Origin of the sequence: Pseudomonas sp. (genome assembly GCF_046581935.1) — a bacterium.
Lineage (GTDB): Bacteria > Pseudomonadota > Gammaproteobacteria > Pseudomonadales > Pseudomonadaceae > Aquipseudomonas.
The window spans coordinates 467,152-479,402 of record NZ_JAYGFK010000012.1 but is presented as its reverse complement, the minus strand read 5'-3'; the positions used below and the strand labels follow the sequence as shown (position 1 = coordinate 479,402).

Annotated in this window: 9 protein-coding genes; 4 read left to right on the top strand and 5 right to left on the bottom strand. The window is 60.4% G+C overall.

All coding sequences use genetic code 11. The features are described 5' to 3' along the window. Positions 1-43 precede the first annotated feature (43 nt). A complete protein-coding gene (gene arsJ, locus VCA57_RS10050) occupies positions 44-1,270 on the top strand; it encodes an organoarsenical effux MFS transporter ArsJ (protein ID WP_411184849.1) in 1,227 nt (408 codons plus the stop codon). Positions 1,271-1,465: 195 nt separating this feature from the next. Next, a complete protein-coding gene (locus VCA57_RS10045) occupies positions 1,466-2,371 on the top strand; it encodes a DMT family transporter (protein ID WP_411184848.1) in 906 nt (301 codons plus the stop codon). On the opposite strand, the gene VCA57_RS10040 is transcribed toward VCA57_RS10045, so the two are convergent. Continuing rightward, the gene (locus tag VCA57_RS10040; RefSeq protein WP_411184847.1) at positions 2,368-3,549 is read right to left on the bottom strand and encodes an AAA family ATPase; all 1,182 of its coding nucleotides are present in this window, start codon (positions 3,547-3,549) and stop codon (positions 2,368-2,370) included. The two genes, VCA57_RS10045 and VCA57_RS10040, sit on opposite strands and share 4 nt — an antisense overlap. Positions 3,550-3,814: 265 nt before the next feature. After that, a complete protein-coding gene (locus VCA57_RS10035) occupies positions 3,815-6,178 on the bottom strand; it encodes a DNA polymerase II (RefSeq protein ID WP_411184846.1) in 2,364 nt (787 codons plus the stop codon). Between the two features lie 416 nt (positions 6,179-6,594). On the opposite strand from VCA57_RS10035, the gene VCA57_RS10030 reads away from it, so the two are divergent. Together VCA57_RS10030 and bchE are read left to right on the top strand one after the other, a co-directional pair. Next, positions 6,595-8,592 carry a peptidase U32 family protein gene (locus VCA57_RS10030; protein WP_411184955.1) on the top strand — a complete coding sequence of 666 codons (1,998 nt, stop codon included), beginning with the start codon at positions 6,595-6,597 and terminating at the stop codon, positions 8,590-8,592. Positions 8,593-8,822: 230 nt separating this feature from the next. Beyond that, positions 8,823-10,400 carry a magnesium-protoporphyrin IX monomethyl ester anaerobic oxidative cyclase gene (gene bchE, locus VCA57_RS10025; RefSeq protein WP_411184845.1) on the top strand — a complete coding sequence of 526 codons (1,578 nt, stop codon included), beginning with the start codon at positions 8,823-8,825 and terminating at the stop codon, positions 10,398-10,400. Positions 10,401-10,425: 25 nt separating this feature from the next. Here the strand turns inward: bchE and VCA57_RS10020 are convergent, their stop codons facing one another. The 3 genes from VCA57_RS10020 to VCA57_RS10010 are packed head-to-tail and all read right to left on the bottom strand — an operon-like array spanning position 10,426 to position 12,148. Continuing rightward, the gene (locus VCA57_RS10020) at positions 10,426-10,812 is read right to left on the bottom strand and encodes a hypothetical protein (RefSeq protein WP_411184844.1); all 387 of its coding nucleotides are present in this window, start codon (positions 10,810-10,812) and stop codon (positions 10,426-10,428) included. A gap of 10 nt (positions 10,813-10,822) precedes the next feature. Then, positions 10,823-11,653, bottom strand: a complete 831-nt coding sequence (locus VCA57_RS10015; protein ID WP_411184843.1) for an SDR family oxidoreductase — start codon at positions 11,651-11,653, stop codon at positions 10,823-10,825. A 30-nt stretch (positions 11,654-11,683) separates the two neighbouring features. Beyond that, on the bottom strand, positions 11,684-12,148 hold the full coding sequence (locus VCA57_RS10010) for a multidrug transporter (protein WP_411184842.1): 465 nt from the start codon (positions 12,146-12,148) through the stop codon (positions 11,684-11,686). Positions 12,149-12,251: the final 103 nt, after the last annotated feature.

Here is a 12,251-nt window from a genome sequence, read left to right as displayed (position 1 = left end):
CGATACCCATCAAATAACTCGCGCAACAACAGGACATCATTCGATGCACGCCTTATCCCGCTTCGCGCCCGAGGTGCGCCAATACCTGCTGGTCACCGGCAATTACTGGGCATTTACCCTCACCGACGGCGCGCTGCGCATGCTGGTGGTGCTGCATTTCCACAGCCTCGGTTACACGCCGCTGCAGATCGCCGCGCTGTTTCTGTTCTATGAGATTTTCGGCGTAGTCACCAATCTGGTCGGCGGCTATTTGGGCGCAAGGTTGGGGCTTAATCGCACCATGAATATCGGCCTGGGTCTGCAGGTGGCGGCCTTGCTGATGCTCACCGTGCCGGCCGCTTGGCTGACCATCCCTTGGGTAATGGGCGCGCAAGCACTGTCGGGTATCGCCAAAGACCTGAACAAGATGAGCGCCAAGAGCTCGATCAAGTTGCTGGTGCCGAACAATCAGCAAGGCACCTTGTACAAATGGGTGGCGATCCTGACCGGCTCGAAGAATGCGCTGAAAGGCGTTGGCTTCTTTATGGGCGGTGCACTGCTGGCGCTGCTCGGCTTTAGCCGCGCGGTACTGGCCATGGCCGCTGTGCTGGCGCTGGTCTGGCTGGCCAGTTTGCTGCTGTTACAAAAGGATCTGGGCAAGGCGAAGGCCAAGCCAAAGTTTCGCGACATTCTGTCCAAGAGTCGGGCGATCAATATTCTCTCGGCCGCACGCTTGTTCTTATTTGGCGCTCGCGATGTATGGTTTGTGGTGGCGCTGCCGGTTTACCTGTCCAGCGTGTTTGGTTGGGATTTCTGGATGGTCGGCGGCTTTCTCGCTGCCTGGGTGATTGGCTACGGCATGGTGCAGTCCTTTGCCCCAGCCATCACCAGCAAAACCAGCGGCCAGTTGCCGGATGGTCGCGCGGCATTCGCCTGGGCTGCTGTGCTGGCCGGTGTGCCAGCTGCTATCGCCCTTGGTCTGAGCAGCGGGTTGTCGGCGCAGTGGATCTTGCTCGGCGGGCTGCTGATATTCGGCGCACTGTTTGCGGTGAATTCTTCGCTGCACAGCTATCTGATCGTCAGCTACGCCAAAGAGGACGGTGTGTCGCTGGACGTGGGTTTCTATTACATGTCCAACGCCCTCGGCCGACTGATTGGCACGCTACTCTCGGGCTGGGTGTATCAGGCGTATGGCCTGGAGGCATGTTTGTGGGTGTCCTCGGCCTTTGTACTGCTGGCAGCACTGATTTCTCTTGGCTTGCCACGGCATCGACTGGCTCAGCCCTTGTAGGAACGGTGGGGACGCCTAGTCCTTGCACGCGAATCGACGTCAACTCCAAAAATATCGCGGCCAAGGCCGCTCCTACAGGTCTTTGCCTGACCCGATAGCATTCAGGGATGGCAGGCCGTACAAAAGCGCAAGTTTTTGCAAGAGTTGTAGGGCTGATCAGGCGCAGACTCTTTAGCATCTATCGGGAGTCTGTTGATGAACCTGTCGCTCTATCTATTGACCGTACTGATCTGGGGCACCACCTGGATCGCCCTCAAGCTGCAACTGGGCGAGGTGGCAATTGCCGCGTCCATTGCCTATCGCTTTGCCTTGGCCTCGCTGGTGCTGTTTACCATTCTGCTACTCAGCGGCCGTCTGCAAAAAGTCGACAAGCGCGGCCAGTTGATCTGCCTGGTGCAGGGGCTGTGTCTGTTCTGTCTGAATTTCTTGTGCTTCTACACCGCCAGCCAGTGGATACCCAGCGGTCTGGTGGCGGTGATTTTCTCCACTGCAACGCTGTGGAATGCGATTAACGCGCGGCTGTTCTTTAAGCAAAAGATCGCCGCGAATGTGTTGGTCGGCGGCGCGTTGGGCTTGGGCGGTTTGGCCTTGCTGTTTTGGCCGGAACTGGCCGGGCAGGAGGCCAGCCATGAAACGCTGCTGGGCATCGGTCTGGCGCTAATGGGTACGCTGTTTTTCTCCGCCGGCAATATGCTCTCCAGCTTGCAACAGAAGGCTGGCCTCAAGCCGCTGACCACCAATGCCTGGGGCATGTTGTATGGCGCGCTGATGCTGGTGGCAATCTGTCTGGTCAGTGGTACGCCGTTCGGCTTCGAGTGGAATAGCCGGTATATCGGCACTCTGCTGTACCTGGCGATTCCCGGTTCGGTGATCGGCTTTACCGCCTACCTAACCCTGGTCGGGCGCATGGGCCCGGAGCGCGCCGCCTACTGCACCGTGCTGTTCCCGGTAGTGGCGCTGAATATTTCGGTGTTTGTCGAAGGCTATCAGTGGACGGCCCCGGCGCTGTTCGGCTTGGTGCTGGTGATGTTGGGTAACGTGCTGGTATTTCGTAAGCCCAAGGCGCTACCGGCAGCGGCTGCACTGGCCGCTAAGGCTTAACTCGGCCACTTCCAGGCCGGCTCATCAAGCATGCCCTGACCCTGAATAACGGTTTGCCCCAGCTGTTTTTCTAGGACGATGGCGTTGCACTCAGGGTGTTGCTCCAGGGTGGCGATCAGCCGGCTGGCGTGGGATACCACCCAGACCTGGGTGTGCTGCGAGGCCGCGATGATCAGCCGGCCAAGGGCGGGCAGCAGGTCGGGGTGCAGGCTGGTTTCCGGCTCGTTCAGCACCATCAGCGAGGGTGGCCTTGGGGTAAGCAGGGCGGCGACCAGCAGCAGATAACGCAGGGTGCCATCCGATAGCTCACTGGCTGACAACGGTCGCAGTAGTCCCTCCTGTTGTAACTCCACGGCAAAGCGCCCGCCTTGCTGGAAGTCGATACGTAGACGCGCGCCGGGAAAGGCGTCGCTGATTGCCGCATCCAGCGCAGCCGGGTCGCCGATTTCGCGAATGGTCTGCAGCGCGGCCGCCAGGTCGCGACCGTCGTGGTGCAGTACCGGCGTACGGGTGCCCAGCTGCGGTTGACGTGCCGGTGCTTCGGCATCGCTGCGAAAGTGATCGTAGAAGCGCCAGCGGCGGATATGTTCGCGCAGATGGGAAACCTCTGGGCAGGCAGAGTCACTGCCGATCTGGTCATACAGGCTGTCGAAGCTCGGCAAGTGCTGCGCCATGACCTGCCAGTTTCGTCCCTCACGCATGCGCACCATCGCCCCGGCGCGATCCACCAGTAGCGAGGCGGGGCGATAGCTGGCCCCGGCCCAGATACATTCGCGTTTGATCTCGGGGTCGAGAGCGAAGGCGCTAGGTATGTCGCGGCTCTCACCAGAGTTGGAATCCGGCAGCCCTAGGGAAATGGCATAGCTGAAATCATCGCCGGCAAAACCCAGGCGCAGGCGTCTGGCCTCCTTGCGCGGGCCGCCTTGGACCGGTACCTCGCCGCTGAGCATGCGTCGGCTGATGGTTTCTGGCCCGGCCCAGAATGTGGAGTCCAGCCCTCCTTCACGGGCCAGGGCATTGACCACGCCGCCTTGGGCTGTTTCCGCCAGCAGACGCAGGGCGCGATAGAGATTCGACTTGCCGCTGCCATTGGCCCCGGTCACCAGATTGAGCCTGCCCAATGGCAGCACCAGAGTGTTGATTGAGCGGTAGTTGGCGACGGCGAGGGTGTGCAGCATACGATGTCGTCCTGACGGTTGAAGGGAAGAATTTTAGCCGGGTAACCGGGTAGGGTGGGTTAGGGGCGTTGACCTTGATCGGGTGGACGCCGTAGTAGTTGTGCGCCCCGTAACCCACCAGCTTTGGTTTATCCAATACCGCTTGGTGGGTTACGCGCCGCGTCTGTTCTTCTGTGCTTTTGGGATAACCTGGCATGGCGGCGCTAACCCACCCTACAAGGGCCTTGCGCTGCGACTTGGGTTCCAGGGTGGGGGAGCGTCATCCTCAAAACAAGCCCAGCTGCCCACCAATCAAGGTAGCGAAGTCGTCATCGACAAACGGCAGGATGGCGTCGGCCACCGGCTGTAATTGGCGGGTCAGGTAGTGGTCGTAATCGATGGCGGCATTACGTGCTTCCAGCGGTTGTGGGCCGGCGGTGGTGATTACGTAGCTGATCCAGCCGCCGCGTTGGTATTGCAGCGGTCGGCCGTGCGCGGCGTTGTATTCGTCGGCCAGGCGCGCGGCGCGTACATGCGGTGGCACGTTGCGTTCGTAGTCGGTGAGTGTGCGGCGCAAGCGCTTGCGGTAGACCAGCAGCTCATCCAGTTCGCCATTCAGTGTGCGTTCGACATAGTCGCGGATATACCCTTGGTAGGGCTGGTTGAGGAAGATCCGTTCATACAGCTCGCGCTGAAACTGCTGAGCCAGCGGCGACCAGTCGCTGCGTACGGTTTCCAGACCTTTGTAGACCATCTCGTGGCTGCCGTCGGCGCGGCTGATCATCCCGGCATAGCGCTTTTTGCTGCCTTCTTCAGCACCGCGAATAGTCGGCATCAGAAAGCGGCTGTAGTGGGTTTCGTATTGCAGTTCCAGGGCGCTGCTCAAGCCGTACTCGCTCTGTAGATGTTCAGCCCACCAGGCATTGACCTTGGCCACCAGAGCGCGGCCGATCTGCGCTGCATCGGCTTCGTCATGCAGGCGTTGCAGCCAGACAAAGGTGGAGTCGGTATCGCCGTAGATCACTGCGTAGCCTTCGGCCTCGATCAGTGCGCGGGTGCGGGCCATGATCTCGTGGCCGCGCAGGGTGATGGAGGAGGCCAGGCGCGTGTCGAAAAAGCGGCAGCCGCTGGAGCCGAGCACGCCGTAAAAGGCGTTCATGATGATCTTTAGCGCTTGCGAAAGCGGCGCGTTGTGCTCGCGTTTGGCGGCTTCGCGGCCCTGCCACACGCGTTCGACAATCGCTGGCAGGCAATGCTCGCTGCGCGAGAAGCGCGCACCACGAAAGCCCTGCACCGAATGGGCGTCATCCGGCTGGCGCAGGCCTTCGATCAGCCCCACCGGGTCGATCAGAAAGCTGCGAATAATCGACGGATACAGGCTCTTGTAGTCGAGCACCAGCACCGACTCGTATAGCCCTGGCTGCGAGTCCATGACAAAACCGCCGGGGCTGGCTTGCGGCGGGTTGTCACCGAGGTTTGGCGCAACAAAACCCCTGCGGTGCATCAGCGGCATATACAGGTGCTCGAAGGCCGCCACCGAGCCGCCGTTACGGTCGGCGGGCAGGCCGGTAACCGTGGCGCGCTCCAAGAGGAAGTCGAGGATGCCGGTTTTGCCGAATATCCGCGTCACCAGCTCACAGTCGCGCAGGTTGTAGCGCGCCAGGGCGGGTTTGTCCTCGCGGAACATACGGTCGATTTCGTCCATGCGTTGGTAGGGCGTGGAGATGTCCTTGCCCTCGCCGAGCAGGGTTTGCGCGACGTTTTCCAGACTGAACGAGGGGAAGCTCCAGGTCGCCGAGCGCAGTGTTTCGATGCCATCAATAATCAGCCGGCCCGCTGCATCGGCGAAGAAGTGGCCGTTGCCGCTGCCATGCTCGCGCCACTGCATTTCACTGCCAGCGCGGCCCAGACGCAGCGGGATGGCCAGGCGGCGCGCGTGTTCATGCAGCACACGCAGGTCGAACTGCACCAGGTTCCAGCCGATGATCGCGTCCGGGTCGTGCTGCGCCATCCAGTGGTTGAGGCGTTCGAGCAACTGCTCACGGCTGATGCAGTACTCCAGCTGAAAATCCACGGCTGGCGGCTGTTCGGGCGCGCGGCCGAGCATATACACGTTACGCTGGCCGCAGCCTTCGATGGCGATGGAGTACAGCTCGCCGAAGGCATTGGTTTCGATATCCAGCGAGGCCAGCTTGAGGGTGGGGCGGAAATCCACGCAGGGCTTGATCTGCGCATCCAGCAGCATGCCGTTCACATCGGGCGTGCCGGCGAACAGCACCGGCGCGGTGATAAAGCGCTCCATTAGGAAGCGCTCCGGCGGGCGTACATCGGCCTCGTACACCGTTACGCCAGCGCGGCGCAGGCGTTTGTCGAGCTCGATCAACTGGCGATGCTGCTGGCAATACAGGCCCAGCACCGGGCGCTGCTGAAAGTCCTTGAGCGCCAGCGGGCGCAGCTCCGCGCCGCTTTCGTTGGCCAATAGCGCCTCGGCCTGGGCGCGTTGCTCGGCCGGGATAAACGCCACCGAGGGTTGCAGCGGCAAGCGGATATGTCGCGGGCCGTGGTCGGTGGCCAGCCAGAACTCCACCTGCGTCCCGGCCGGCGTATCACGCCAGTGGCGGGTTAGGATAAAGCCCTGTTGTAAATCCACCGTGTTGTTCTCAGGTTGTGTTGATCGGGCAATTCTACGCGGGCTTTTGTCTGTATGCCTATACAGTGTTAGAGCGGCTGCTCAGCGGGCACAGACAGCAGGGTCTGTTCCCGTTTCATTCGCGAGGCGCGTTGCTGCGAGAAATGGCCCCCGATTAGGCGCAGGACGCAGGTAATGGTGTTCCCTTGGCAAGTCCTGCAACAACAGCGGGGGCCATTTCCCGCGCAACCCTGCGGGCCGGGCCTGCTTTTGCGCGATGCAGCGTTTCTCGTCGCTTATTTGGAACAACCAAACCGCGCTCCTCGTGCCTTGCCTCGCGCAAAAGCAGGCTCCGGCGCGCCCGCGAATGAAACGGGAACAGACCCTCATTTAAGAGTAAAATGCCCGGCTTGATTGACTGCCCCGATGCCCACGCCATGTCCCTGCCCAAGCACCACCTCGAACTGCTCAGCCCTGCGCGCGATACCGCTATTGCCAAGGAAGCCATCCTGCATGGGGCCGACGCGGTGTACATCGGTGGCCCCGGCTTTGGCGCGCGGCACAACGCCAGCAACAGCGTGGCGGATATTGCCGAGCTGGTGCAGTTTGCCCACCTGTTCCATGCGCGGGTGTTTGTCACCCTCAACACCATCCTGCATGAGGATGAGCTGGAGCCGGCGCGGCAGATGATCTGGCAGCTGTACGAGGCCGGCATCGATGCGCTGATCGTGCAGGACATGGGCGTGATGGAGATGGACCTGCCGCCCATCGAAATCCACGCCAGCACCCAGTGTGATATCCGCACCTTGGAGAAAGCCCGTTTCCTCGACAAAGCTGGCTTCTCCCAGCTGGTGTTGGCCCGTGAGCTCAACCTGGAAGAGATCAGCAATATCTGCAAGAACGTCGATTCGGCGGTCGAGTTCTTTATCCACGGCGCGCTGTGTGTGGCGTTCTCCGGGCAGTGCAATATCTCCCACGCGCAGACCGGGCGTAGCGCCAACCGCGGTGACTGCTCGCAGGCCTGCCGATTGCCCTACACCCTGAAAGACGATCAGGGCCGCGTGGTGGCGTTTGATAAGCACCTGCTGTCGATGAAGGACAACAACCAGACCGACAACCTGATCTACCTGGTGGATGCCGGCGTGCGCTCGTTCAAGATCGAAGGGCGTTACAAAGACATGAGCTACGTGAAGAACATCACCGCGCACTACCGCCGCGAGCTCGACGCGATTCTCGAACAGCGCCCGCACCTGGCCCGCGCTGCCAGTGGTCGCACCGAGCACTTCTTCACCCCGGATACCGACAAAACCTTCCACCGTGGCAGTACCGACTACTTCGTGACGGATCGCAAAGTGGATATCGGCGCGTTCGATTCGCCTACTTTTACCGGGCTTTCTGTGGGTTATGTCGAGAAAGTCGGCAAGCGTGATCTGATTGCCGTCACCGACACGCCGCTGTCCAACGGCGATGGTTTGAACGTGTTAATCAAGCGCGAAGTGGTGGGTTTTCGCAGCAACATCTGCGAACTGAAAGGCGAGTTCGAGGAAGACGGCGAGAAGCGCTACCGCTACCGTGTCGAGCCCAATGAAATGCCCGAGGCCATGCAGCGCGTGCGTCCGCAACACCCGCTTAATCGCAACCTCGACCATAACTGGCAACAGGCCCTGCAGAAGACTTCAGCCGAGCGCCGCGTCGCGGTCAGCTGGCATGTGGCGTTGCTAGGGGATCAGTTACAGCTGAGCGTGAGCAGCGAAGAGGGCGTAGTCGCCAAGGTCAGCCTGGATGGGCCGTTCGCCGCCGCCAAGGATGCCGAGCAGTCCCGCGAGCAACTGGCTGATACCTTGAGCAAACTGGGCACCACGATGTACTTCAGCACCGCTGTGCAGATCGACTGTGAGGCCGTGCCGTTTATCCCTGGCTCGCAGCTCAAAGCCCTGCGTCGCGAAGCCATTGACGCGCTGACCCAGGCCCGCGTCGCCGTCCATCCGCGTGGCGGGCGCAAGCCGGTTAGCGTGCCTGCACCGGTGTACCCGGAGTCGCACCTGACCTTCCTCGCTAACGTCTACAACGACAAGGCCCGCACTTTTTACAAACGTTACGGTGTGCAGCTGATTGATGCGGCCTACGAGGCCCATGAAGAAGCAGGTGAAGTGCCGGTGATGATCACCAAACACTGTCTGCGCTTCTCCTTCAACCTGTGCCCGAAACAGGCCAAAGGCGTTACCGGCGTGCGTACCAAAGTCTCGGATATGCAGCTAATCCATCAGGACGAAGTGCTGACCCTGAAGTTCGACTGTAAACCTTGTGAGATGCACATCATCGGCAAGATGAAGGGCCATATCCTCCATCAACCACAACCGGGCAGCGCCGCCAGCAACGCCGGAATGGTCGGCTATATCTCGCCGGAAGATTTGCTCAAGACCATCAAGCGCTAAAGCTGATCAGTCACACGTAGGCTGGGTTGAGCTCAGCGATACCCATCAAGTTCCTCAGCAGGACGGCTGATGTTGTTGAGTGCGCGATTGCCGATGGGTATCGCGCTGCTCAACCCATCCTACTGGCTCTACTTCCTCGAAATACCCACACAAACTCCATCTGCTCTCCATCGTGCGCACACCTCGCGACGCTATAAATTCGTCACTTCCCATCTATCCAAGGACATGGAATGCCTTCTTTATCTGCGCTGCCGTTCAAGGTCGTCTTGATCAATCCCCCGCATACCGCCATAGGCAGCCGCATTCCCGGCGAGCATTTGCCCCCGCTTGGCTTGCTCTGCGTCGGTGGTCCGTTACTCGATGCGGGGTTCCGGGTGGAATTGTTGGATGCGGACCGGGAGGCGTTGGAATTACCGCAGATAGTGGCTCGTGTGCGTGGAGCGGCGCCGGATGTTGTATTGCTCGGCCATTCCGGTTCGAGTTCGGTACATGCCACTGTGCTGAAACTTTGTAGGCTGCTCAAACAGTCGCTGCCGGGCTTGACGATTATCTATGGTGGGGTTCACCCGACCTACCATTGGCGGGAGATATTGCAGGCTTGCCCAGAGATCGACTTTATCGTCCGCGGGGAGGGCGAGCAGACGGCGTTGTCGCTGTTGCAGGCCTTGCAGCGCGGAGAGCCTTTAATAGAGGTGCAGGGGATAGCATTACGCTATGCACAGCAGGTGATCGCGACGCCGGCAGCGGCAATGCTGCGCAACCTTGATGAGTACCGGGTTGGTTGGGAGCTGATAGATCATGCCCAGTATTCCTACTGGGGAGGAAAACGTGCGGTGGTCGTGCAGTTTTCACGGGGGTGCCCGCACTTATGTAATTACTGTGGGCAGCGGGGCTTCTGGACCCAGTGGAGGCACCGCGATCCGGTGAAGCTGGCACAGGAGCTGGCGCGCTTGCACCGTGAGGACGGGGTCGAGTTAATCAATTTTGCTGACGAGCTGCCTACTGGGTCGCGCAAGCTCTGGAAGCAGTTTCTTGAAGCATTGATTGCCGAAAATGTGCCGTTGTTATTGGTAGGGTCGACCCGGGCCGGTGACATAGTGCGCGATGCGGATATTCTGCATTTGTATCGTCAAGCGGGGGGGATCCGCTTCTTGCTCGGTATTGAAAGCTACGATGAGGCGACACTTGCGGCCATTCGCAAAGGTGGCAGCGTCAAGGAGGACCAGCGGGCCATCGAGCTGCTGCGTCAGCATGGCATTGTTTCCATGGCAACCTATGTGGTCGGTTTTCAGGAAGAAACGGACCGTGACTATTGGAGGTCGCTCAAACATCTGCTGCGCTACGACCCTGATCAGATCCAGTTGCTTTACGTGACGCCACACCGCTGGACGCCCTTTTATGAGACGGCTGAGCACCGTCGTGTGATCCAAACAGACACCCGCCGTTGGGATTACAAACATCAGGTATTGGAGGTGAAACGCGTGCCTGCTTGGCGCGTGTTTCTCTGGTTCAAATTGATCGAAGTCTGTATGCAGGCCCGACCTAAGGCACTGGGCCGGTTGCTCTTTCACCGTGACGCAGATTTTCGGCATGCCATGCGCTGGTATACGCAAATGGGCCGGCGGGTGTGGTTTCACGAAGTGGCCGAGTTCATCGGTAATACACGATTGGTGAAGTCGGGGCCAAGTCTTCGCGAGTTTTTAGGCCATTCATTGGCCGATACCGAATACGCGTTGGATAAGCGTAAAACCAAGCTTACACAGCAGGCTGATAGCGTCGGAGAGAGAGTAATTATCAAGTCGTCTTAGCGGCTTTATGCGCATGCCCGCAGAGCTACTGATGTTTGCTAAACCCCTTGGCAAGCACCAACCACGCCAGCAGCGGATAACAAAAGTAATGCAGGCCAAAGATCAACAACCCCACAGTGCCGGGTTCGTCTTTTAACCACATCAGGCCGAGCAGGCCTAGGTAGAGCAGGGCGAGGATGCCGCCGTATAGGGCGACCAGGCGGCGGCGTTCACTGGGCAGGGGGCGGCGGTTGTGTTGCCAGTGGAACCATAGGGCCATGCCGCCGGCCACCAGGGCGGCAACTAGCAACGTGCTGGGTACGCTGCCAAGTTTGACGAAGGTACGCACCACCAGGTTGAGAACACATACTGCCACCACGCCGCCGATTGCCAGGTGGGTGATCGGTACGTTGTGGGGGCTGTCTGCGTGCATGGGAGGCGTCCTATAAGCTGCGATTGAGGCCGAAGCGTTTTTTCAGCACGCTTTCCAGCAGGCGCTTGGGCACCAGGGCGGCGATTAGCGGCATGCTGTGGCTACCGTTGCCTAAGCGCAGCAGATTCGGTCGGGATTTGCTCTGTACGGCGGCCAGCAGGTTACGGGCGAAGTGGCTGGTGGGGGTGGGGTTGTCTTGTGAGGCGTTGGCGCGGGCGCGGATGCCTTCGCGAATCGGCCACCAGGGTGAGGCTTCGTCGATCAGTTGTTCGGCCTGTTGGCTGGCATTGGCACCGAAGCTGGAGGCAATCGCGCCGGGCTGCACTTCCATTACCTCGATGGCAAAGGGAGCCAGTTCCAAGCGCAGGGCGTCGGTCAGTGCATGCACGGCGGCTTTGGAGGCGCAGTACGCACCGGCGAAAGGCGTGACCAGCACGCCGGAGACGCTGCCGATATTCACCACCATGCCTTTGTTCTGCCGCAGTAGCGGGAACAGCGCGCGGGTGACGCCGATGAGCGAGAACACGTTGGTTTCGAATTGCTTGCGCATGGCTTCAACGCCGCCATCGAGCAGCGGCCCCATGGCCCCGTAGCCGGCGTTGTTGATCAGTACGTCGAGGCCGCCGATTTCGCCCTTCAGACGCTCGGCCAGTTGGCCCAAGGCCAGGCCATCGTTGACGTCCAGCTGCACGGCATGAAAGCCGGCTTCGCTCAGCGCGGCGAGGTCTTCTGCTTTGCGCGCAGTGGCCCAGACCTGATAGCCGGCCTGCTGGAACACCTCGGCCAGGGCGCGGCCAATGCCGCTGGAACATCCAGTGATCAATACGCTGGGCTGGGTCATGCAGGATTCCTTGTTGTTATATGAACGGTCTTAATGGCTAAAGCTGCCTTGCAGGCGCTCGGCGCGGAATTCCAGGGTACTGGCGCGGTAGCCGCTGCGCAGGGTCGGCAGTGGCAGGCAGGTTTGCCATTCGGCACCCGGCTGTAAATCACCGGGGCCGCTGTAGCGCGGGGTTTCATACAGGCGCTCGGCCAGGTTGATGCGGTCGCCAGGGCGGTAGGCAGCGATTTGCCATTGCAGCTCAAGCAGCACGGCTTCGCTGTTGTTTTTTAGGTTTATGGCCAACGGGAGGTCCGCCGGGCAGCTATTGGGCGCGTAGTCGATGCGCAGCTCTAGATGCGCCAGGTGGCGGTTTTCGCGGCTTTCTTCCCAGAGTACCCAGCTGGACACCAGGCCGAGGCCGATCAGGGCGGCGAGGGAAATTGGCAGCGCTTTGCTCGGGTAGCGGATCAGCAGGATCAGCCAGCTCAGTACCAGGATTGCGCCGAATAGCATGGGGGAAGATGGCCTTGGTCGATAAACAGACGTTCATCCTACACAAGGCCGGGTGGCGGGGTACATGCTTTGGCCGCCAGCCCCGGGGTTGGGACTGGCGGTT

What these genes read in the sequence shown, in the direction of transcription:
- arsJ (WP_411184849.1), top strand. Translation starts at nt 44, where the DNA reads ATGCACGCCTTATCCCGCTTCGCGCCCGAGGTGCGCCAATACCTGCTG.
- VCA57_RS10045 (WP_411184848.1), top strand. Translation starts at nt 1,466, where the DNA reads ATGAACCTGTCGCTCTATCTATTGACCGTACTGATCTGGGGCACCACC.
- VCA57_RS10040 (WP_411184847.1), bottom strand. Translation starts at nt 3,549, where the DNA reads ATGCTGCACACCCTCGCCGTCGCCAACTACCGCTCAATCAACACTCTG.
- VCA57_RS10030 (WP_411184955.1), top strand. Translation starts at nt 6,595, where the DNA reads ATGTCCCTGCCCAAGCACCACCTCGAACTGCTCAGCCCTGCGCGCGAT.
- bchE (WP_411184845.1), top strand. Translation starts at nt 8,823, where the DNA reads ATGCCTTCTTTATCTGCGCTGCCGTTCAAGGTCGTCTTGATCAATCCC.
- VCA57_RS10020 (WP_411184844.1), bottom strand. Translation starts at nt 10,812, where the DNA reads ATGCACGCAGACAGCCCCCACAACGTACCGATCACCCACCTGGCAATC.
- VCA57_RS10015 (WP_411184843.1), bottom strand. Translation starts at nt 11,653, where the DNA reads ATGACCCAGCCCAGCGTATTGATCACTGGATGTTCCAGCGGCATTGGC.
- VCA57_RS10010 (WP_411184842.1), bottom strand. Translation starts at nt 12,148, where the DNA reads ATGCTATTCGGCGCAATCCTGGTACTGAGCTGGCTGATCCTGCTGATC.